The organism is Sphingobium sp. Cam5-1 (assembly GCF_015693305.1).
Lineage (GTDB): Bacteria > Pseudomonadota > Alphaproteobacteria > Sphingomonadales > Sphingomonadaceae > Sphingobium.
The window spans coordinates 1,602,874-1,624,745 of sequence record NZ_CP065138.1 but is presented as its reverse complement, the minus strand read 5'-3'; the positions used below and the strand labels follow the sequence as shown (position 1 = coordinate 1,624,745).

Below are 21,872 nucleotides of genomic sequence, written 5' to 3'. Positions count from 1 at the left end.
GTATCGTCCGGCAAGCGGACCCGCGTGCCCACGGGCGGCGCGCCAATTCAATGGAGCTACGAAGATGTTGGACGCAAATCTGAAGGGTCAACTGAAGACCTATATGGCGAACATCACGCAGCCGATCGAGCTGGTGGCGTCGCTGGATGAAGGCGCGAAGTCGCGCGAGCTGGAAGGCTTGCTGAACGAGATTGCCGAGCTGTCGGACAAGGTGACGGTCACGTCCGGCAATGACAAGCGCAAGCCCAGCTTCATGATCCGGCGGGCGGGGACCGATATCGGCGTGACCTTTGCGGGCATTCCGATGGGGCACGAGTTCACCTCGCTGGTGCTGGCGCTGTTGCAGGTGGGCGGGCATCCGTCCAAGGCGGCGCAGGAGTTGATCGAGCAGATCAAGGAGCTGGACGGCGATTTCAGTTTCGAAACCTACTTCTCGTTGTCGTGCCAGAACTGCCCCGACGTGGTGCAGGCGCTGAACCTGATGAGCGTGCTCAATCCCCGGATCCGCCACGTCGCCATCGACGGCGCGCTGTTCAAGGAAGAGGTGGATGCGCGTCAGGTGATGGCGGTGCCGACCGTGTTCCTGAATGGCGAGCCTTTCGCTTCGGGCCGGATGGAGCTGGAGCAGATCGTCGCGAAGATCGACAGCGGCGCGGCGGATCGGGCGGCAGAGAGGATCAAGGCGCAGGAGCCTTTCGAGGTGCTGGTGGTCGGCGGCGGTCCCGCTGGTGCGGCGGCGGCGATCTATGCGGCACGCAAGGGGATCCGCACGGGTGTCGCGGCGGAACGCTTTGGCGGGCAGGTGCTCGACACGATGGCGATCGAGAATTTCATCTCGGTAAGCCACACGGAGGGACCGAAGCTCGCCGCGCAGCTGGAAGCCCATGTGAAGGATTATGATGTCGAGATCATGAACCTGCAAAAGGCGGCCAAGTTGATCCCGGCCAAGAGCGAGGGCGGCTATCATGAGGTCGTGCTGGAAAATGGCGCGTCGCTGAAGGGGCGCACCGTCATCCTGTCGACCGGCGCCCGCTGGCGGCAGATGGGCGTGCCGGGCGAAGAGGAATATCGCAACAAGGGCGTGGCCTATTGCCCCCATTGCGATGGTCCCTTGTTCAAAGGCAAGCGCGTGGCAGTGATCGGCGGCGGCAACAGCGGCGTCGAAGCGGCCATCGATCTTGCCGGCATCGTTGCCCATGTGACGCTGATCGAGTTCGACAGCCAGCTGCGCGCCGATGCAGTGTTGCAGCGCAAGCTCGCCAGCCTGCCCAATGTGCGGATCATCACTTCGGCGCTTACCACCAAGGTGGACGGCGATGGAGCCAAGGTTACGGGCCTCTCTTACAAGGACCGCAACAGTGGCGAGGAGCATGATGTCGAGTTGGAGGGTATTTTCGTGCAGATCGGGCTGGTCCCGAACACGGAATGGCTGAAGGACGCGATCGCATTGTCGCCGCGCGGAGAGATCGAGATTGACGCCAGGGGCGAAACGAGTCAGCCCGGGATATTCGCTGCGGGTGACTGCACGACCGTGCCCTACAAGCAGATCGTGATCGCCATGGGCGCGGGATCGACAGCGGCGCTTTCCGCATTCGACTACCTGATCCGCCTGCCCGCTTCGGAAGAGGCGGCGCAAGCAGCCTGACGAGACAGCCCCGAGCGGGGGGCTGGGAAGCGGTCGCCCCCAGGCCCGGTGGCGGCCGCTTCTTAGTGTGTTGGGTTGAGGTGGCCGTACCTCTTGATTGAATGCCTCACCCCGTTCGGGCTGTCCGAACGAGTCACTTGCCTCATTCGGATGTCGAAGCCCTCTTTCTTGACAAAGGAAGTAAAGCCGTTGGCGTCGCCGACCTTCGGCTCGACAGGCTCAGGGCGAACGGTGTTCCTTAGAGGTGGTGTCGATTTACACCTCGATGCTTGGAATGAGGCTAGCCAGCGTGGCGCGCCGTCAGCAGATAGTTGATCGCCTTGTTCGACGAAAGCGTGAAGCCTTTGCGCGGGTCGAAGGAGAGGCCGGTTACATCGGTCACCTCCAGTCCGGCCTTGACCAGCATCTCGGTCAGTTCATCGGGCGTCAGGAACTTGTCCCAGTCGTGCGTTCCCTTTGGAATGCCGCCGATACCTTCGCCGATGCTGATCATGGCGAGGCGTGAAAGGGGCGTGCGGTTTGGCGTGGACATGATGAGCAGGCCGTTGGGACTGAGCTTGCCCGCCAGCGCACGGACGAAGGCGGCGGGGTCGGTGACATGCTCCACGACCTCCATGGAGGTGACGAGATCGAAGCTTCCGGCGTTGAGCTGTTCGACCGGCGTCGCTCGATAGTCGATCAGGAGACCCTGACCGTCCGCATGGGCGCGGGCGATGGCGATATTTTCTTCCGCCGCGTCGAGCGCGGTGACGGCAGCGCCCAACCGCGCCAGAGGTTCGGACAGCAGGCCCGCGCCGCATCCGACATCCAGCGCAGATTTGCCTTCAAGCGGGTGGAAGCTGCTTTCCTCGCCAAGCCAGTGCCGGTCGATCGCGCTACGAATATAGCGCAGCCTTACCGGATTGAGCTTGTGCAGCATTGCGCTGCTGCCCTTGGGATCCCACCAGTCGGCTGCCATCGCGCCGAAGTGGGCGGCTTCGCGGGGATCGATCGTGCTTGTCGCTGAATTGGCCATGCGCCCTGACTATCAAGCTGCGCGCCGACGCGCCACGGGCATTTAAAGCATCATGCTTTAAACCAGCACCGCCTCCTGCTTCCGTTCGCCGTGAGCCTGTCGAAGCCTGTCCTGAGCGCTGTAAGCAGGTAGTTGAAGGGGACTCTGTTTCTTTTCATGAAAAAGAGGGCTTCGACAAGCTCAGCCCGAACAGGGTAGCGTGATTCAGATAGAGGTATGAAGCTCTAAGTCTTGCGGGGCGGCGATATGCATGAGCGACGGCACCATGGTGTTCCGCCGGGCCGATGGCTTGCTTGCCATATCCGCCGCTGCTGCTATAGCGGCGCCGTTTTTCCCCGGAGGGGGAGGGACGCTTTCCAGATCAGCAGACAGGTTTGACAGGCAAATGGCGCGCATCGTGATGAAATTCGGCGGCACCTCCATGGCGGGGATGGAGCGAATTCGCAACGTGGCCGCGCGCGTGAAACATGTCGTCGAACAAGGCCATGAAGTCGCCGTCGTCGTGTCGGCCATGGCGGGGGAGACCGACCGGCTGGTGGGCTTCTGCAAGGAAGCATCCGCGCTTTACGACCCGGCCGAATATGACGTCGTGGTCGCGAGCGGCGAACAGGTTACGAGCGGTCTGCTGGCGATGACTTTGAAGGCCATGGGTGTGGACGCGCGCAGCTGGCTCGGCTGGCAGCTTCCCATTCGCACCAATGAAGCCCATGCCAAGGCGCGCATTGGTGAGATCGACACGATCGACCTGCTTTCGTCCATGCGCGGCGGCACCGTGGCGGTCATCCCCGGTTTTCAGGGCATGATGGAGGATGGCCGCATCTCGACTTTGGGTCGCGGCGGGTCGGATACGTCTGCTGTGGCCGTGGCGGCGGCGCTGAAGGCCGATCGTTGCGACATCTATACCGACGTGGACGGCGTCTACACCACCGACCCCCGCATCGTGGCGCGGGCGCGCAAGCTGGACCTCGTCACCTATGAGGAAATGCTGGAACTGGCCTCGGTCGGCGCCAAGGTGCTCCAGACCCGTTCGGTCGGCCTCGCCATGAAGGAAGGCGTGGTCGTGCAGGTGCTTTCCTCCTTCGATGATCCCACCCAGACCGACCTCCCCGGTACGCTGATCGTCAGCGAAGAGGAACTGGAAGCCAAGCTCAAGGAAGACAAGATGGAACGTCAGCTCATCACCGGCATCGCCCATGACAAGAATGAGGCGAAGATCACCCTGACCCGCGTGCCGGATCGTCCGGGCGCCGTGGCGCACATCTTCGGCCCGCTGGCCGATGCGGCGATCAACGTCGACATGATCATCCAGAATGTCGGCCGCGATAAGGGTGAGACGGACGTGACTTTCACTGTGCCGGGCGCAGACCTTGCCCGGGCGCTGGACGTGTTGGAGAGCCAGAAGGAAGAGATCGGCTTCAATCGCGTGATCCCCGATACGAAGGTCGCGAAGATCAGCGTCGTGGGCGTCGGCATGAAGAGCCATGCGGGTGTTGCTTCGACCATGTTCAAGTCGCTTGCGGAGCGTGGGATCAATATCCTCGCCATCTCGACCAGCGAGATCAAGGTTTCGGTGCTGATCGACGAGGATGAGACGGAACTGGCGGTGCGTGTGTTGCACACGGCTTACGGGCTGGACGCGCCGGTCGCTTGACAAAAGCTATTCCCCTCCCGCAAGCGGGAGGGGTTGAACAGAGTCACGTGACTCTGTTCAAGGGTGGGGGCGAGCGTTAGCGAGCTTCTGCTCTGTCGGGATCGCTCGGAGCGGGCGCTGACGCGCCTGCCCACCCCAACCCCTCCCGCCTGCGGGAGGGGCTATTTGATTCAAAGGCTCTGCATATGACCAACGCCAAACTCACTTCCCTGATGGCTCGCGGCACCGAATTTCTTGGGTCTCAGGTCGCGATCATGTGTGGGGCGATGAGTTGGGTGTCGGAGCGGAATTTGGTGGCGGCCATCTCCAATGCAGGCGGGTTCGGCGTGATTGCCTGTGGTGCGATGACGCCTGAATTGCTGGACAAGGAAATCGCGGCGACGAAGGCGCTGACGTCCAAGCCCTTTGGCGTGAACCTGATCACCATGCATCCGCAGCTGTTCGACCTGATCGAAGTGTGCGCTCGTCATGAAGTTGGCCATGTGGTGCTGGCAGGTGGCCTGCCGCCCAAGGGCAGCATCGAGGCGATCAAGGCGAAGGGCGCCAAGCTCATCTGCTTCGCCCCGGCGCTCAGCCTGGCGAAGAAGCTGGTGCGTTCGGGCGTGGACGCGCTGGTGGTCGAGGGCATGGAGGCGGGCGGTCATATCGGCCCGGTGGCGACCAGCGTGCTGGCGCAGGAAATCCTGCCCGAAATGGCTTCGCAGGTGCCGGTGTTCGTTGCGGGCGGCATCGGGCGCGGCGAGGCGATCGCCGCCTATCTGGAAATGGGTGCGGCGGGCGTGCAGCTGGGCACCCGTTTTGCTTGCGCTGTCGAGAGCATCGCGCATCCGAATTTCAAAAAGTCCTTCTTCCGCGCGTCCGCTCGCGACGCGATCGCGAGTGTGCAGATCGACCCGCGCCTGCCCGTCATCCCCGTGCGTGCGCTCAAGAACAATGGCACGGAAGCATTCACCGCCAAGCAGCGTGAAGTCGCCAACCTGCTCGACAGTGGCTCTGTGGACATGGGCGAGGCGCAGTTGCAGATCGAACATTATTGGGCAGGTGCGCTGCGCCGTGCGGTGATCGATGGTGATGTCGAGGGCGGGTCGCTGATGGCGGGACAGTCGGTCGGCATGGTCACCAAAGAAGAGCCGGTCGCGGAGATCATCGCGCAATTGATGGCCGAAGCAGCGGTTGCGCTGGAGCGGCGTAGCGCCTGAGGCTCGTCCGGTCCCGATATCGGGACGAGCCGAATCTCTTGAGGGATGAAGTGATCCGGGCGGTCATCGCCAGGAACGCGCGGCTTTGCCATGAGTTTTTGCGCAGACAGTTCATCATAAGGGATATCGGGTTGCCGTTGCGTGCTGCTTCATGTCGCGTCTGGACAATCGCTTCCGTAGCCACCTTGGCGCTGGTTGCAGGCTGTTCGACTCCCAAGGCGCCGCCGACGCCTCCGCCGCCGGTCGTTCGGACGATCAAGCCATTGCCGCCGATGGGGGCCGTGGCGGATATGAGCATTCCCGAGGTTGATCCGCAGGGCAAATATCTGACGCCCAATCGTGGGGTGACGGCTAATACGGCGCTATGGCATGTCCGGATGGCTTTGAATGTCGCTGCTTTGTCCTGCCATGGCGTGAACGAACCGGCGCGGGTGCAATATAATCAGATATTGCGGGTGCATAAGGACGTTCTTCGGGAAGCCAATGCCGCAGTCGATCGCAACTATACGGCCGCTTATGGGAGCGGGGGCCTTCAGTCGCGCGAGTTGCTGAATACGGTCGTCTATAATTTCTTCTCGCTGCCGCCGGTTCAGCCGACCTTCTGCAAGGCCGCGATCGAGGTCGGGGCGAAGGTGCTTGCGATGCCGTCGAGCCAGCTGCTGGGCTATGCTCCGGAGGCATTGACCGCGCTTGAGCAGCCGTTCCAGGAATTTTACGAGGCTTATGCCGACTATCTGCGGCGGCTGGCGGAATGGCAGTCGCGCTTTGGGGGAACGGTGACGGTGATTGTATCGCCAACGCCTTTGCCGCCGCCGCCCAAGCCGCCTGCGGAAATCGGGGCGGGCTTTGTGCCGCCGCCTGCGCTGCCAAGGTTGCGTGAGGAAAGCGGGCAGGCGCTGGTGCCGGGCGCAACGTCTGCGCCGCGTGTGGTTGTGCCGACTTTCCCGATTACTCGCTAAGTCGGCGGGTAGGTCGCGGGGGCCTTGGCGGGCAGGGGGAACAGGCGCACGAAGCGTTCCGCTAGTGCCTGCTCGCCTTCGACTTGCAGCGCGTCGGCGACGTCTTTGAAGCTAACTCCGCCATAGACGACGGCAGCCAAGGCGTTCTGGTCACCGCTGAGGACGACGTCTGCACCCTCGACCGGGCCGCGATCGATGGTGAAGTCGCCGTCCTTTAGCAGAGCGCGAAATTCTTCCTCGCCGAAGCGGAAGCCGATCACGGCGTCCAGATCGCCAATGCGGCTGCGGTCGATCATCGTGCGCATGGATAGGACGACCGAGACGTTGCTCATCGGCTGGCCGGGCTGCATCGTGGGTGAACGGCAGGCCCAGCGGCCGAGGACCTGGAATAGGATTTCCGACTCGCGGCCCCATTGCGTCAGTTCGTAAATCTGGCTGGCGGCGGGTGGGGGCAGGCGGCGGCGGATGACGACGCTGGCGGCTTCCAGCTCCTCCAGTCGCTGGGTCAGCACGTTGGCGCTGATTCCGGGCAGGCTGGCGCGCAGATCGGTGAAGCGCTTTGGCCCCAGCATCAATTCCCGCATGATGGGCATGGCCCAGCGGTCGCCGATAAGGTCCAGAGCATGGGCGACTGCACAGCCATCCTGATAGGCGCGCTTTTTCAATTGCGAGTCCTTAGTTATTTTTTCTAACTTATATGTTGCATAAGATAATCTATGGGTCCACAAAGTTCAAGGCGGTGAGTCGAGGGCGATAGCTCCTTGCCGCGATGTTCAAGGAGATGCGTGATGCCCGATGCCCCCGCGCCCAAGATGATTTTCGTCAACCTGCCGGTGAAGGACTTGTCCGCTTCCATCGCCTTTTACGAGGCGGTTGGCGCTGTGCGGAACAATGACTTTGCCGATGACAGCGCGCAGATGGTCAGTTTTTCCGACACGATCCACGTCATGCTGCTGACGCATGAACGCTTTTCCAGCTTCACGGCGCGCCGCATTCCCAATGCGCATGATACGGCGCAGGTGCTGCTCGCGCTCAGCGAGGAAAGCCGGGCGGCGGTTGATGCGACGATGGGCAGGGCGCTGGCGGCGGGTGGAACGGAACCCAATCCGTTGCAGGATCATGGTTTCATGTACGGCCGCGATTTCGCCGATCTGGATGGTCATATCTGGGAACTCGCGTGGATGGACATGGAGGCGGCTTTGGCTGGCAAGCAGCCGGTAACGGCCGCCTGACTTCGTCCTGACAGATATAAGGAGAGCGATGATGAGCTATATCGACGGTTTCGTGGTTCCCGTGCCCAAGGGCAACAAGGAGCGCTATCAGGAACTTGCGGCCCGCGCGGCGCCGATCTTCCTGGAGCATGGCGCGCTGCGCATGGTGGAATGCTGGGGCAATGATGTGCCTGTGGGGAAGGTCAATGACTTCCGCACGTCCGTGATCGCCGAAGAGGGCGAGGATGTCGTCTTTTCCTGGATCGAATGGCCTGACAAGGCGACGCGGGATGCAGGGCAGGAGAAGGTGATGAACGATCCCCGCATGCAGGAAGATGGGGAACCGCCCTTTTCCGGCGCGCGGATGATCTATGGCGGGTTCGACGTGATGCTCGACCAAAAGGCCTGAAATTTTCTTTTAGAGGAGACGGATGATGACCGATCTCACCGGCAAATTCTTCTGGTATGAACTGATGACCAGCGATCCCGACGCGGCGATCGCCTTCTACGGCGACGTGGTAGGCTGGACGGCGCAGCCCTTTGGGGGCGAGCGGACGGACGATCCCTATAATGTCGTGTCCGGCAGCGCGGGTCCTGTGGGTGGTATCATGCGCATTCCGGCGCAGGCAAAGGATTGCGGCATGTCGCCCTGGTGGGGCGGCTATATCGGATCGGCCGATGTCGATGCGGATGCCGGGCGGTTGAGCGGCGCGGGGGCAAGCGTGAAGCGGCCGCCGGAAGATATTCCCGGCGTCGGCCGCTTTGCCGTGATGAGCGATCCGGGCGGGGCGATCTTCATGCTGCTCAAGGGTTCCAGCCCCGATGGCATGGACGCCGCGCCGCCGATGGCGAACGGCCATGTCGGCTGGCACGAGCTTTACAGCGGCAATTTCGACGCGGACCTGGCTTTTTACACGTCCCAGTTCGGCTGGGGGAAGGGCGAGGCGATGGATATGGGGCCGATGGGAAGCTATCAGCTTTTCTCCATGTCCGGCGCCACCGAGTTCAACGCGATGGAGGGCGGCATGATGCGCAAGCCCGAGCAAATGCCGGTGCCGCAATGGCTGTTCTACTTCGTGGTGCCCGACATCGATGTGGGCGTGGAGAAGGTGAAGGCGGGCGGCGGCACTGTGCTCAATGGTCCTGCCGAAGTGCCGGGCGGCGCGTGGATCATCCAGGCTACCGACCCGCAAGGCGCGATGTTCGCGCTGGTCGGCATGCGCACCGGCGCAGCGTAAGGAGAGGAACGATGTCAAAGATTTCACCCTGTCTGTGGTTCAACGGACAGGCAGAGGAAGCTGCGCGCTTCTACGTTTCCGTCTTTGGCGGCTCGGTGGATTCGATCAGCCGCTATCCGCATGATGTTCCTGGCCCTGCTCCTTTTAAGGAAGGCGATGTGCTGCTGGTGGAGTTCACCTTGTTCGAGCAAAGCTATCAGGGCCTAAACGGCGGGCCGAAATTTCCGTTTACCGAAGCGGTGTCCTTGTCGGTGTCCTGCGAGGATCAGGCGGAACTGGACCGCTATTTCGACGCGCTGACGGCGGATGGCGGCTCGCCCGGTCCCTGTGGTTGGGTGAAGGACAAATATGGCCTTTCCTGGCAGCTGGTGCCCGAAGAAGTGATGGAAATGCACCGGAAGGGCGGTCCCGGCATTCAGCCGATGATGGCGGTGATGATGACCATGCAGAAGCTGGACCTTGCCCGGATGAAGGCGGCTTATGAGGGAGCTACGGTATGAGCGGCGCGCAACATGAGCTGTCGGTCAGCTGTCACATCGCCGCCCCCCGCGAGATCGTGTGGAAGGTGTGGACGGACCTGAAGGACCAATGGTTTTGCCCCAAGCCGTGGCGGGCTGAAGTGATCGAGGAAGATTTGCGCGCCGGTGGGCGGAGCGCCGTGCGGATGTTCGGCCCCGATGGCGAGGATACCGGGCCGATGGAGGGCATCTTCCTTGAGGTCGTGCCAGGCGAGCGGGTTGTGTCGACCGATGCTTATGCTTCCGGCTGGATACCGCAGGAGCCGTTTCTCACGTCGATCTGGAGCTTTGTCGCAGAGGGTGAGGGGACGCGGTTTACCGCTACGGCGCGTCACTGGAGCGAGGAAGCGCTGAAGCGGCATGAGGAAATGGGGTTTCATCCGGGATGGGATCAGATGGCGCAGCAGTTCAAGGAATTGTGTGAGACTTCGGCGGCGACGGCTTGATGGGGTAATTCCTTCCTATCGGGAGTGGGAGGTGGCAGCGCATAGTGCAGACGGAGGGATGTGGGCTGATGTTGCGCATTTTCCCCTCCACCGCCTTTGGCGGTCCCCCTTCCCATCTGGCGATGGGGAGGATTTTGGGAGAAGGCGTTCGTCTTTTGAAGATTTGATGGGGTTCTCTCCAGATTAACCCTGACTTCCTCTTGGAAAGGGGGGCTGCGATCTGTTAGCGCTTGATCATGCCCACGACGCCCGCCGCAGCCGCCCGCCACATCCTCACCAGTTTGCAGGAGGTGATGGCTGCGCGAACGAGCGCGCAGGCGAAGCTGAACAAGGTCGTGGACATTATCGGCCAGGCGCTGTCGAGCGAGGTTTGCTCCATCTATCTGGTGCGCGAGGGGCTGCTGGAACTGTTCGCGACGCGCGGTTTGAAGCAGGAGGCCGTCCACGTCACCCGCATGGCGATGGGCGAGGGGCTTGTCGGCCTGATCGCCACCAATGTCGAGACGTTGAACCTGGACGAGGCCGCGGCGCATCCCGACTATAGCTATCGGCCGGAAACGGGCGAAGAATTGTTCCACAGCTTTGCAGGCGTGCCGATTGTACGGCGCGAGCGCGCGATCGGCGTCTTGTGCGTGCAGCATGTGGAACCGCGCCGTTATGAAGAAGTTGAGATTGAGGCGCTTCAGACCGTGGCCATGGTGTTGTCAGAACTGATCGCCAATGCCGAACTGGCCGATGACGGCCCGGCGGATTCGCGGGTGCAGGACACGGGCACGATCATGTTGCAGGGTTTGCAGCTGGTCATGGGGATGGCGCGTGGCCACGCGGTGTTCCACCAGCCGCGCGTCCATGTCGAACATACGGTCGCGGAGGATACCGAAGCGGAGCGCCAGCGCGTCATTTCCGCCTTCACCAAGATGCGCGAGCAGATCGACCGCATGACGGGCGCGGTCGAGTTCGGGATGGAGGGTGAGCATCAGGAGGTGCTCGAAACCTACAAGATGTTCGCTTATGATGAAGGCTGGATACGGCGCATCAATGAGGCGATCGACAGTGGCCTGACCGCCGAGGCGGCGATCGAGCGCGTGCAGCAGCGCACCCGCATGCGCATGCGGCAGATCGATGACGCTCTGTTGCAGGATCGCATGCACGATCTGGAGGACATGGCCAATCGCCTGTTGCGGATCGTGTCGGGGCAGCTGGGGACGGCCGCGACCATGGGCCTGAGGCAGGACGCCATCCTGATCGCGCGCAATCTGGGTCCTGCGGAGCTGCTGGAATATGACCGGCGGCGGTTGAAGGGCGTGATCCTGGAAGAAGGATCGCTGACCGCGCATGTCACCATCGTCGCGCGCGCCATGGGCGTGCCGGTGCTGGGGCGAGTCCGCGAAATCCGGCACAAGGTGAATGAGGGTGACCTCATCCTGATGGACGTCGTGTCGAACAACCTGTTGATCCGCCCGACGGTGGACATGGATGAGGCGTTCGAGAACAAGCTGCATGTCACGCAGAAGCGCCGGGCGGAGTTCGCCGCGATGCGCGACCTGCCGTCGGTGACGGCGGACGGGCAGCGTATCGAGTTGATGGTGAATGCCGGCCTGCGTGAGGATGCGCAGGCGCTGGACCTGGTCGGCGCGGATGGCATCGGGCTGTTCCGCACCGAGTTTCAGTTCCTCGTGTCCGCCACTTTGCCGCAGCGGGAAAAGCAGCAGCGGCTTTACAAGGATGTGCTGGACGCGGCGGGCGACCGGCCGGTTATCTTCCGCACCGTCGATATCGGGGGTGACAAGGCGCTGCCCTATATGCAGCGCGACGAAGATGAAGAGCTGGAGGACAATCCGGCGATGGGCTGGCGCGCGCTGCGGCTGGCGCTGGACCGCGATGGGTTGATGAAGGCGCAGGCGCGGGCCCTGTTGGAAGCGTCGGCGGGCAAGGTGCTCAACATCATGTTCCCGATGGTGTCGGAACCGTGGGAATATGAGAAGGCGCGTGCTCTGGTCGAGCATCAGCGTGAATGGTTGCTGTCCCAGCGCAAGAAGGTGCCGACGGCGGTCCGCTATGGCGCGATGCTGGAGGTGCCTGCGCTGGCGGAGGTGCTGGACCTGCTGTTGCCCAAGCTCGATTTCCTGTCGATCGGCACCAATGATTTGACGCAATTTCTCTTCGCGGCCGACCGGGCGCATCCCAAGCTGGCGGAGCGTTATGACTGGCTGAGCATCGCCATCTTGCGCTTCCTTAGCCGGGTGGTGCGGACTTGCGAGGAATATCAGGTGCCGGTTGGCGTCTGCGGGGAAATGGGCGGGCGGACGCTGGAAGCGATGGCGCTGGTTGGCCTGGGCGTTCGGCGCCTGTCGATTACGCCCGCGTCGGTTGGCCCGGTCAAGGCCATGATCCGGGCTATCGATGCCACCGAATTGCAGGCGTTGATGCGCAAGCTGCTGGACGACGGGGTTGTGGATATTCGTGGAGCGCTGACGCAATGGGCGGATGAGCGGGGCATCGAACTGAATTGAACCGGAAAATGGGTCAGGCACGACCCCGGCGGCGTTGACAATCCCTGTGCCGGAATGAGACAAGACCGGCTTATACGATTGCGGAGCAGCATGGCAGAACAACCCGAAGTGGAAAGCGGAGCTACGGTGCCGGACGTGCAATTGGGCACTCCGGGCGCAAAGCTGCGAGAGGCGCGTGAGGCGCATGGCCTGTCCATCCAGGACGTGGCGACGCGCACGCGCATCGCGCAGCGCCAGTTGGAAGCGATAGAGCGGGACGACTATTCCGCGCTGCCGGGAATTCCCTATGCGGTCGGCTTTGCCCGCGCGTACGCCCGCGCGGTCGACCTGGACGAGGTGGCCATCGCCGCCGATGTGCGCCATGCCGTCCATAATTCCGAACTGGGCGCCAATCGCTACGAAGCGTTCGAACCGGCTGATCCGGCCCGCGTGCCGTCGCGCGTGCTTGCCTGGACGGCTGCGGCTATCGTGATTGTGCTGGTGGCTGGCTTCACCATCTGGCGTACGCAGATGCTGACCCCGCCGACGGGGCAGGAGATCGCCGCCGAACAGGCCAAGCCCGCCGTTGCCGCGAAACCGGCGCCGGGCGCGCGTCCCGCCGCACCGGTGGTGCAGACGGTTGTGTTCACCGCCAATGACGATGTGTGGCTGCGCATTTATGACGAGGCTGGCGACCGGCTGAAAGATGGCCTCATGAAGAAGGGTGAGAGCTTCACCCTGCCTGCCACTGCCCGCAACCCCATGATCCTGACCGGGCGTCCGCAGGCGTTGACGGTTACGGTAGGCGGCAAGCCTGTTGCACCGCTTGGCGCACCCGATCGCACGATTTCCGATGTGCCCGTTTCGGCGGCGGCGTTGCTGGCGCGGGCTGCTCCGGCGCCTGCCGGTCTGGCCGCGTCGCCTGCCCCTGCGGTTGCGCCCCCGGCTGCCCCCTCGGCTACGCAAACGCCTGCCGCGCGGCCCGTGACCGGGACCGTGGCGCCCGCCATCCCTGCGGAGTCCGCACCAGCGGCCCCACCCACGGCGGATTAACGCGTCTCCAATCCCTGTTTGAGCCGCACGTCCTGCTTTACGGCTGCGAATATGGCCTTATGGTTAAGAGCGGGGAGCGCGGCCTTTGCGGGCCGTATCGTCGGTGAATTTAAGTTTTAGTCGGGGATCATCATGCGTTACGCCTTGTTTGCGACAACCGCCCTGCTGCTGGGGGCGCCCGCTATGGTTGCGCTGGCGCCAGGGACGGCCGCCCAGAATGTGGCGCTGGATGTGCGCGTCGATCGGCTGGAAAAGGAAATGCGCGCGGTACAGCGCAAGGTCTTTCCCGCAGGCGCTCCGTTGCAGGCGGAGATTAATCGCCCGGTGACGCCCACAGTTCCGCCCGGGACGCCATCATCATCGCCTGTCGCCGATCTGACGGCGCGCGTGGGTGCACTGGAATCGCAGCTTGCCTCGATGACCGGGCAGGTTGAGGAAAACAGTTTCAAGATCCGTCAGCTGGAAGAGGCGTTCAACAAATATAAGGCTGAGGCGCAGAGCCGTGCCGAAGTGGTGGCTCCGCCGCCCGTGCGGCCCGTGGTTCCCACAGATAATGCAGCTCCGGCAACGCCGAAGTCGGGCACCAATGGTGGCGCGACCGAAGCGCGTAAAGCCGCCGTGGCAGCGATCGAGCGGCCATCGACGGGTGATGCGGCGGCCGACGCCTACAGCTATGGCTTTCGCCTATGGGACGCCAAATTCTATCCTGAGGCGCAGGCGCAACTGAAAGCGACGGTGGATAAATATAGCACAGCTTCAATTGCAAGCCGTGCTTCGAACCTGCTGGGCCGTGCCTATCTGGATGATGGCAAACCTGCACTGGCGTCGGTGACTTTTTACGACAATTATCAAAAACGCCCCAAGGGGGATCGCGCCGCCGACAGCCTGGCCTATCTGGGTGAGGCGCTGATCCAGCTCAAGAAGCCCGCCGACGCGTGTAAGGTCTATGCGGAGTTGGAACAGGTCTATGGTGCCACCATGTCGGCCAGCCAGCGCGGAATGATGGACAAGGGCCGCGCCAAGGCGAAGTGCAGCTAAGGCACTCGCATGGCCGCGCCGCATTCGGCTCAGCCCGATCTGGAAGCGCTGCTGACGCGGTCGGTTGGTGCGCTGGTGGGGGACGATGCCTCGCTGCGTTTTGGCGTGGCGGTGTCGGGCGGTCCCGACAGCATGGCGTTGCTTGCGTTGGCTGCGCATGCCTTCGCGGGCAGGGTGGAAGCGGCCACCGTCGATCATGAACTGAGGGCAGAGTCTGCGGAAGAGGCCGCAATGGTGGGGCAGTGGTGCCGCAGTAGCGGAGTTCCGCATGCCGTTCTGCATCCGCCCAAGCCTCTCACCGGCAATGTCCAGCAATGGGCGAGGACCCAACGCTATGCGGCGCTGGAACAATGGAGGGCCGATCGCGGGATCGATTGGATCTTCACCGCGCATCATGCCGATGATCAGCTGGAAACCGTGCTGATGCGGCTTAACCGGGGTGCCGGGGTCAATGGCCTGGCCGGAATCCGCGCGCGGCAAGGGCGTATATTGCGACCCGTGCTTGGCGTGCGACGTGCGCAACTGTTCGACTATGCGCGTGAGCGCGGACTTCCTTTCGTCAACGACCCTTCCAATGTCGATCCGCGATTTGATCGGGCGGTGATTCGACGGCATCTGAAGGAAGCCGAATGGCTCGACCCGCAAAATGCCGTCCGCAGTGCGGCGGCGCTGGCGGAGTGCGAGGAAGCGCTGGACTGGGTGGTCGACGATATCGCGGCGGCGCATGTTTGCAGGGAAGGGGAGGCGTGGCTGCTGACCCGCACGGATCTGCCCCGTGAGTTGTTGCGGCGCCTGTTGCTGCGCATCATCGCCGAGGCCGAACCCGGCGCGGAACCGCGAGGCGACACGCTCGACCGGGCCATTGCGGTGGCAATGCGGGGCGGGCAGGCGAGCCTAGGCAGATTACTGCTGAAAGGGGGCGCCGCCTGGAAAATCAGCGTGGCGCCGCCGCGACGCTAAGTCAGAATCGATCTTGGGCGCGAAGGGCCGCCGATGACCGCGATGATGAGTCTTGTCCGAAACGATCTCCGGCGTTGAATCGATCGTTACGGAAAGGTTCCACCGATTAACGCGCCGACGCCTCGCTCCGTCGAATTGTTGCAGCGCAATGACCTTTCCTTAATAGCCTGCTGGCGTATTGGGGTCGGCACTCAGGCAGGAAAGTCATTTATGTTCGAATTTGCGGCGTTGACCTATGGCGTGTTGGCCAGCGTAATCCTTTCGGCAGCGCAACGTAACCGGAAGTTGGCTCGTCCGCATCCGCCGTTGCTGCTGTATGTCGGATATCTGCTGTGCGGCGTGTCGGCGGGCCTGGCGATGATCCTGGCCTATATCGCCCTGTCGCAGTTCGTGGGCGGATAACGTCAGCAGACCGTTGCACCCAACTTGCGATTTTGCCGGAGCATCCTATCTTGCCCGGTGAAAGAGAGTGATGATGAACGACGAGAAGGACCCGCAGGGTAACCCCTGGATCAAAAGCGCGATGATTTGGGCGGGGGTGATTGTCGCTCTGCTGCTATTCGTCTCGATGTTCGACAGCCGTTCCGCTTCGCAGGCGGGGAGCGGACTTGCCTATTCGGAATTCCGTTCGAAGGTTCAGGAGGGGCAGGTCAAGGACGTCGCGATCGCGACCGACAAGATCACCGGCACACTGACCAGCGGGCAGCGGTTCAACACCGTTCCTGTGAATGATCCGGGGCTGACCGGGCTGCTTGACGATTATAATGTCAAATATTCCGGACAGACTGAGGAGCAGCCGAGCTTCTGGCAGATCATGCTGTATCAGTCGCTGCCGTTCCTGCTGATCCTGGGCATCGCCTTCTTTGTGCTGCGGCAGATGCAAAAGGGCGGCGGCGCTGGTGGCGCAATGGGCTTTGGCAAGTCCAAGGCGAAGCTGCTGACCGAAAAGCATGGCAAGGTCACCTTTGATGACGTTGCGGGCATCGATGAAGCGCGCGAGGAATTGCAGGAAATCGTCGAGTTTCTGAAGGACCCGACCAAGTTTGCGCGGCTGGGCGGCAAGATTCCCAAGGGTGCGCTGCTGGTCGGTTCGCCAGGTACGGGCAAGACGCTGCTGGCGCGCGCGATTGCGGGTGAGGCGGGGGTTCCCTTCTTTACCATTTCGGGTTCTGACTTCGTTGAAATGTTCGTCGGCGTCGGTGCGAGCCGTGTCCGCGACATGTTCGAGCAGGCGAAGAAGAATGCGCCGTGCATCGTATTCATCGACGAAATCGACGCGGTCGGCCGCCATCGCGGCGCGGGCCTTGGCAACGGCAATGACGAGCGCGAGCAGACGCTCAACCAGCTTCTGGTCGAGATGGACGGTTTCGAGGCGAATGAGGGCATCATCATCGTCGCGGCGACCAACCGCCCCGACGTGCTGGACCCTGCGCTGCTGCGTCCGGGCCGTTTCGACCGTCAGGTCGTGGTGCCGCGTCCCGACATTGAGGGCCGCGAGAAGATTTTGGCCGTGCACATGAAGAAGGTGCCGCTGGCGCCCGACGTCAATCCGCGTACCATTGCGCGCGGTACGCCGGGCTTTTCCGGTGCTGACCTTGCGAACCTTGTCAACGAAGCGGCGCTGATGGCTGCTCGTCGGGGCAAGCGTCTGGTCGCGATGGACGAGTTCGAGGCGGCTAAGGACAAGGTCATGATGGGCAGCGAACGCCGCTCCATGGTCATGACCGAGGACGAGAAGAAAATGACCGCCTATCATGAGGCGGGCCATGCCATCGTCGCGGTCCATGAACCGGCGTCCGACCCGATCCACAAGGCGACGATCATCCCGCGCGGTCGTGCGCTGGGCATGGTGATGCGCCTGCCGGAACGGGACAGCTACAGCTATCATCGTGACAAGATGCACGCGAACATGGCCGTAGCCATGGGTGGCCGCGTCGCCGAGGAGATCATCTTCGGTTATGACAAGGTGTCTTCGGGTGCATCGGGTGACATTCAATATGCCACCAAGCTGGCGCGCGACATGGTCACTCAGTGGGGCATGTCCGACAAGCTCGGCCCGCTGCAATATGAAGAGCAGCAGGGCGAAACTTTCCTCGGTTATTCGCAGAGCCAGCGCGTCCATATGTCGGACGAGACGGCGAAGCTGATCGACAAGGAAATTCGTGGACTGGTGGAGCAGGGCTATACCCGCGCGCAGGAAGTGCTGAAGGGTCATGAGGACCAGCTGCATCTGCTCGCCAACGCGATGCTGGAATATGAGACGCTGTCCGGGGAGGAGATCAAGACGCTGCTCGACAAGGGTGAGATCACCCGCGACGACGGCACCACGATCAAGCCATCGGTCGTGCCTGCGGCGGGTTCGTCGATCCCCAAGACGCGTAAGCGCAAGGGGCCGTTTGGCGATCCATCGCCTGCGGGTATCTGATCTGCGGCATACGGTTTGAAGGGGGCGCTGCCGTTGGGCGGCGCCCTTTTTATTTGCGGCTATCTCATCGTGGTGAGATAGGGATTGTCATGGCAAAAGCTGACCGATTGGAACGCCTCGACACCCGCCGTTTGGAACTGGAGGCGGAATATACCGAGAAGCTCATCGACGCATTGCTCGTGACTGCTTCGGGGAAATGGGGCCTGTTCGGGCATAAGGAGGACCGGGTAAGCCGCGCCGCGATCGCTCCGGTCATCGAACAGTTGGCGGAAATCGGGGAAGCCATCGACAAGGCGCGGGAGCAACTGCTGATGCCGCCGTTTGAACTGCAACAGGAGTTTCTTGCGTCGCGCGGGCCAGTCAGTTCGCAAGCGGTTGGGGAGCCGAAGCAGGCGCAGGCATGGTTGGATCGGCTTGTGGGTGCCGCCGCTAAATCCTGAAAAGCGCCCGTCCTCCTGTGCCGTGAGGCGCCCAGCAACAAAATGCGCCTAAGGTCTGGCCGTTTCGCTGGTTAATGGTTACATGGGCCGCCACGAATCCCCAGCGATCCCCCGCCAGGTCGCGCAAATAGAAAGTGGCTTTCACATGGACATCCGCCTCGGCCTCACTTTTGACGACGTGCTGTTGCAGCCCGGCGAGTCCGATGTGCTGCCCAGCCAGGCGGACACCAGCACTTATGTGACCAAGCAGATCAAGCTGAACATTCCGGTCCTGTCCTCTGCGATGGACACTGTGACGGAAGCGGACATGGCGATCGTGATGGCGCAACTGGGCGGTATCGGCGTCCTGCACCGCAATTTGTCGATCGAGGAGCAGGCGGATGCGGTGCGGGCGGTCAAGCGCTTTGAGAGTGGCATGGTTGTGAACCCCATCACCATTACGCCGCGCGCGACCCTGGCAGACGCGCAGATGTTGATGGAGCGGCACCGGATCAGCGGTATTCCGGTGGTCGAAGACAGCGGGAAGCTGGTCGGCATTCTCACCCATCGCGACGTACGTTTTGCCGAGAACCCGACGCAGCCGGTCAGCGAACTCATGACCAAGGATAATCTTGCCACGGTCAAGGCGGGCGTGGGCCAGGATGAAGCGCAGCGTCTGCTGCATCAGCGGCGGATCGAGAAATTGCTGGTGGTCGATGATGACTATCATTGCGTTGGCCTCATCACCGTAAAGGACATCGAGAAGGCGGTTACCTATCCGCAGGCGACCAAGGACGGTTCGGGCCGCCTGCGTGTGGCGGCGGCGACGACGGTGGGCGACAAGGGGCTGGAGCGCAGCGAGGCGCTGATCGACGCTGAATGCGACCTGATCGTTATCGATACCGCGCACGGCCACAGCAGGCAGGTCGCGGTTGCTGTCGAGGCGGTGAAGCGTCTGTCCAACCATGTTCAGGTCGTGGCGGGCAATGTCGCAACCGCCGAGGCGACCAAGGCTTTGATCGACGCCGGGGCGGATTGCGTGAAGGTCGGGATCGGGCCTGGCTCCATCTGCACCACGCGCGTGGTGGCGGGCGTGGGCGTGCCGCAGCTGACCGCCGTCATGGATTCGGCCAATGAAGCGGCAAAGCAGGGCGTTCCGGTGATCGCTGACGGCGGGCTTCGTACCTCGGGCGATGTGGCGAAGGCGCTGGCGGCGGGCGCGGGTTGCGTCATGGTCGGATCGCTGCTGGCGGGCACGGCCGAAGCGCCGGGCGAAACCTTCCTCTATCAGGGCCGCGCCTATAAGAGCTATCGTGGCATGGGCAGCGTCGGAGCGATGGCGCGTGGATCGGCCGACCGTTATTTCCAGGCGGATATCAAGGACCAGATGAAGCTGGTGCCCGAAGGGATTGAAGGACAGGTGCCGTTCAAGGGGCCTGCGAAGGACGTCATCCATCAGCTGGTCGGCGGCGTGAAGGCGGCGATGGGCTATACCGGCAGCCGCACGATCAAGGACCTTCAGGAGCGCGCCCGCTTCGTCCAGATCACCAATGCGGGCCTGTCCGAAAGCCATGTCCATGACGTGACCATCACGCGGGAAGCGCCCAACTATCCCACCCGCTGAGAGTAGGAAGGGGTGACCCCCTCCGCGCGTGTTCAGGCCGCGATCGAGCTGCTCGACGCCATCATAGCTTCGGCGCGCGATGGTGGACCGGCTGCTGATACGTTGATCGCACGTTATTTCAAGGAACGGCGCTATGCCGGTTCCCGCGACCGGCGGGCGGTGCGCGATCATGTCTATGATGCGGTGCGCCGGGCTGCGGAACGGCCGGACAATGGCCGCGCGGCGATGATCGGAGTGGCGCGGGAGCGGCCGGATATCGCGGACCTGTTCGACGGATCGCTGCATGGGCCTGCGCCTATCCTCGCCGAGGAGGTGGGGGCGATAGCCGGGGGGGTGCCCGCTTGGCTCAAGCCGTTGTTTGCAGCGCCGGTCGAGCAGGAGGAATTGCTAGGCCGGGCGCCCGTGGATTTGCGGGTGAACCGGTTGAAAGCGACGGTGGAGAAGGTCGCGCCGCTCTTTCCCGAAGCGGTGCCTATCGACGGCTTGCCTGACGCGCTGCGCCTGCCGGAGGGTTGGCCGGTTGAGCAGAGCGATGCGTGGAAGCAGGGGCTGGTAGAGGTGCAGGATGCGGGCAGCCAGCTCATTTCCGCGGCGTGCGGCGCTGCGTCCGGCATGACTGTCATCGACCTTTGCGCGGGAGCGGGCGGCAAGACGCTGGCGCTCGCGGCGGCGATGGCCGGACAAGGGACGCTAATCGCGGCGGACACGATCCGCTCGCGCCTCTCGCGCCTCGACCCGCGGGCCGAGCGGGCGGGGGCGACCTTCATTCAGACATTGCTGCTGGATCAGGGGCATGAGACGCGCGGGCTGGAGAGCCTACAGGGGCAGGCGGACGTCGTACTTGTCGATGCGCCCTGCTCCGGAACCGGGACTTGGCGGCGCAATCCCGAGGCTCGCTGGCGCCTGACGCCCGCGCGGCTGGAACGGTTGGTGCGCGAGCAGGCGCGCATATTGGACTTCGCGGCGCCGCTGGTGGCGCCCGGTGGGGCGCTTGTTTACGCGACCTGTGCCCTGACCGATCAGGAAGGGGCGGGGCAGGCGCAGGCGTTTCTCGATCGCCACGCGGGATGGATGGCTGAAGCGATCCCGATCATGGCCGGGCGAGTGCATGGGCATGGCCGATTGCTGACGCCGGGCCATGACGCGACGGACGGTTTCTATTTCGCTCGGCTGCGGCGCGGTGCATGAAAGAGGCGATGGACAAGCCCCGGCAAAATGACGACACTCGGGCAGAATCAATGCCTGAAACATGGCTGGAGTTGTGCATGCGTTTTACCCCTGCTTCGATCGCCCTTGCCGTCCTTCTTACCACCGTGTCGAGCGCCGGTCTGACGCAGCGGCCGGATGCCCAGATTTCGCCTTTGTCGATCGAATGGCAGCAGGCGGGCGTCACTGCGCGCCGGGCGGGAAATTTCAGTGCGGCGAACGATGCGCTGGAAACGGCGCTGGCGGTCGATCCGCGCAATCGCTCGGCCTATATTGAGCTCGCTGAAGTAGCCCGTGCTCAGGGCCTTCAGGGCAAGGCCATCCGCCTCTATCGTGAGGCGCTGCTGCTCGACCCGAACGATGTGCATGCACTGGTGGGGCAGGGCGAGGCGATGGTCGAGAAGGGCGCGATCGCCAAGGCAAAGGAAAATCTCGCCCAGGCGCAGAGCGCGTGCAAGTCTGACTGCGCGGCTGTCGGTAAGCTCGCCGCCGCGATCCAGAAGGGGCCGCCTGCGACGGTGTTGAGTGCGAAGGATGCTGTTGTGGTGCCGAAGGCGGTGGAGACGGAGACGCCTTGAGACTTCTTGAAGGGGTCACCTAAGACATTCCCTCCCGTCTGCGGTAAGCGGCCAGTTGCGGTTACACATACTATCTGAGAATAGGGGTCGATGTGGGAGGATGAACTCTATTGGGGTCTCTCCAATCCCGGACCCGACATGTTGCACGTTTGGCTTGAGCCTTGGGCCGAGGAAATAGCCGTCCCTGCTCGATCG

At 62.9% G+C, this 21,872-nt stretch carries 21 protein-coding genes; 19 read left to right on the top strand and 2 right to left on the bottom strand.

Going from position 1 to position 21,872, the window contains the following annotated elements:
* Positions 1 to 64: 64 nt before the first annotated feature.
* Positions 65 to 1,645 (top strand): alkyl hydroperoxide reductase subunit F, encoded by a 1,581-nt coding sequence (ahpF, locus tag IZV00_RS08180; protein ID WP_196224205.1) that lies wholly within the window; start codon positions 65 to 67, stop codon positions 1,643 to 1,645.
* A gap of 280 nt (positions 1,646 to 1,925) precedes the next feature.
* Here the strand turns inward: ahpF and ubiG are convergent, their stop codons facing one another.
* Positions 1,926 to 2,660: a bifunctional 2-polyprenyl-6-hydroxyphenol methylase/3-demethylubiquinol 3-O-methyltransferase UbiG gene (gene ubiG, locus IZV00_RS08175; RefSeq protein WP_196224204.1), complete on the bottom strand. Its 735-nt coding sequence runs from the start codon at positions 2,658 to 2,660 to the stop codon at positions 1,926 to 1,928.
* A 385-nt stretch (positions 2,661 to 3,045) separates the two neighbouring features.
* Here ubiG and IZV00_RS08170 point away from each other — a divergent pair, with 385 nt between their 5' ends.
* From IZV00_RS08170 to IZV00_RS08160, 3 genes are all read left to right on the top strand, one after another.
* On the top strand, positions 3,046 to 4,311 hold the full coding sequence (locus IZV00_RS08170; protein WP_196224203.1) for an aspartate kinase: 1,266 nt from the start codon (positions 3,046 to 3,048) through the stop codon (positions 4,309 to 4,311).
* A 185-nt stretch (positions 4,312 to 4,496) separates the two neighbouring features.
* Entirely contained in the window at positions 4,497 to 5,510 is a 1,014-nt protein-coding gene (locus IZV00_RS08165; protein WP_196224202.1) for an NAD(P)H-dependent flavin oxidoreductase, read from the top strand.
* A gap of 185 nt (positions 5,511 to 5,695) precedes the next feature.
* Positions 5,696 to 6,469, top strand: coding sequence for a hypothetical protein (locus IZV00_RS08160; protein WP_230463137.1), 774 nt, complete (start codon positions 5,696 to 5,698; stop codon positions 6,467 to 6,469).
* Here the strand turns inward: IZV00_RS08160 and IZV00_RS08155 are convergent.
* The gene (locus tag IZV00_RS08155; protein ID WP_230463136.1) at positions 6,466 to 7,134 is read right to left on the bottom strand and encodes a winged helix-turn-helix transcriptional regulator; all 669 of its coding nucleotides are present in this window, start codon (positions 7,132 to 7,134) and stop codon (positions 6,466 to 6,468) included. The two genes, IZV00_RS08160 and IZV00_RS08155, sit on opposite strands and share 4 nt — an antisense overlap.
* 123 nt (positions 7,135 to 7,257) lie before the next feature.
* Here IZV00_RS08155 and IZV00_RS08150 point away from each other — a divergent pair, with 123 nt between their 5' ends.
* The 15 genes from IZV00_RS08150 (at position 7,258) to IZV00_RS08080 (ending at position 21,677) form a co-directional block, all read left to right on the top strand.
* A complete protein-coding gene (locus IZV00_RS08150) occupies positions 7,258 to 7,701 on the top strand; it encodes a VOC family protein (RefSeq protein ID WP_196224201.1) in 444 nt (147 codons plus the stop codon).
* Positions 7,702 to 7,732: 31 nt separating this feature from the next.
* On the top strand, positions 7,733 to 8,089 hold the full coding sequence (locus tag IZV00_RS08145; RefSeq protein ID WP_196226571.1) for a DUF1428 domain-containing protein: 357 nt from the start codon (positions 7,733 to 7,735) through the stop codon (positions 8,087 to 8,089).
* Positions 8,090 to 8,114: 25 nt separating this feature from the next.
* A complete protein-coding gene (locus tag IZV00_RS08140) occupies positions 8,115 to 8,918 on the top strand; it encodes a VOC family protein (protein ID WP_196226570.1) in 804 nt (267 codons plus the stop codon).
* Between the two features lie 11 nt (positions 8,919 to 8,929).
* A complete protein-coding gene (locus IZV00_RS08135) occupies positions 8,930 to 9,418 on the top strand; it encodes a VOC family protein (RefSeq protein WP_196224200.1) in 489 nt (162 codons plus the stop codon).
* Positions 9,415 to 9,882 carry an SRPBCC family protein gene (locus IZV00_RS08130; protein WP_196224199.1) on the top strand — a complete coding sequence of 156 codons (468 nt, stop codon included), beginning with the start codon at positions 9,415 to 9,417 and terminating at the stop codon, positions 9,880 to 9,882. Before IZV00_RS08135 ends, IZV00_RS08130 begins: the two co-directional genes overlap by 4 nt.
* A gap of 236 nt (positions 9,883 to 10,118) precedes the next feature.
* Positions 10,119 to 12,395, top strand: a complete 2,277-nt coding sequence (ptsP, locus tag IZV00_RS08125) for a phosphoenolpyruvate--protein phosphotransferase (RefSeq protein WP_196224198.1) — start codon at positions 10,119 to 10,121, stop codon at positions 12,393 to 12,395.
* A gap of 90 nt (positions 12,396 to 12,485) precedes the next feature.
* Positions 12,486 to 13,427 carry a helix-turn-helix domain-containing protein gene (locus IZV00_RS08120; RefSeq protein WP_196224197.1) on the top strand — a complete coding sequence of 314 codons (942 nt, stop codon included), beginning with the start codon at positions 12,486 to 12,488 and terminating at the stop codon, positions 13,425 to 13,427.
* 132 nt (positions 13,428 to 13,559) lie between these two features.
* On the top strand, positions 13,560 to 14,465 hold the full coding sequence (locus IZV00_RS08115) for a hypothetical protein (protein ID WP_196224196.1): 906 nt from the start codon (positions 13,560 to 13,562) through the stop codon (positions 14,463 to 14,465).
* Between the two features lie 9 nt (positions 14,466 to 14,474).
* On the top strand, positions 14,475 to 15,425 hold the full coding sequence (gene tilS / locus IZV00_RS08110) for a tRNA lysidine(34) synthetase TilS (protein ID WP_196224195.1): 951 nt from the start codon (positions 14,475 to 14,477) through the stop codon (positions 15,423 to 15,425).
* Positions 15,426 to 15,635: 210 nt separating this feature from the next.
* Entirely contained in the window at positions 15,636 to 15,827 is a 192-nt protein-coding gene (locus tag IZV00_RS08105) for a hypothetical protein (protein ID WP_196224194.1), read from the top strand.
* Positions 15,828 to 15,900: 73 nt separating this feature from the next.
* Positions 15,901 to 17,850, top strand: coding sequence for an ATP-dependent zinc metalloprotease FtsH (gene ftsH / locus IZV00_RS08100; RefSeq protein ID WP_196226569.1), 1,950 nt, complete (start codon positions 15,901 to 15,903; stop codon positions 17,848 to 17,850).
* Between the two features lie 89 nt (positions 17,851 to 17,939).
* Complete coding sequence (locus IZV00_RS08095) at positions 17,940 to 18,290, top strand: hypothetical protein (protein WP_196224193.1); 351 nt, start codon at positions 17,940 to 17,942, stop codon at positions 18,288 to 18,290.
* A gap of 145 nt (positions 18,291 to 18,435) precedes the next feature.
* Entirely contained in the window at positions 18,436 to 19,893 is a 1,458-nt protein-coding gene (guaB, locus tag IZV00_RS08090) for an IMP dehydrogenase (RefSeq protein ID WP_196224192.1), read from the top strand.
* Positions 19,894 to 19,905: 12 nt separating this feature from the next.
* Positions 19,906 to 21,081: an RsmB/NOP family class I SAM-dependent RNA methyltransferase gene (locus tag IZV00_RS08085; protein ID WP_196224191.1), complete on the top strand. Its 1,176-nt coding sequence runs from the start codon at positions 19,906 to 19,908 to the stop codon at positions 21,079 to 21,081.
* 77 nt (positions 21,082 to 21,158) lie between these two features.
* On the top strand, positions 21,159 to 21,677 hold the full coding sequence (locus IZV00_RS08080) for a tetratricopeptide repeat protein (RefSeq protein ID WP_196224190.1): 519 nt from the start codon (positions 21,159 to 21,161) through the stop codon (positions 21,675 to 21,677).
* The last annotated feature ends 195 nt before the right edge of the window (positions 21,678 to 21,872 follow it).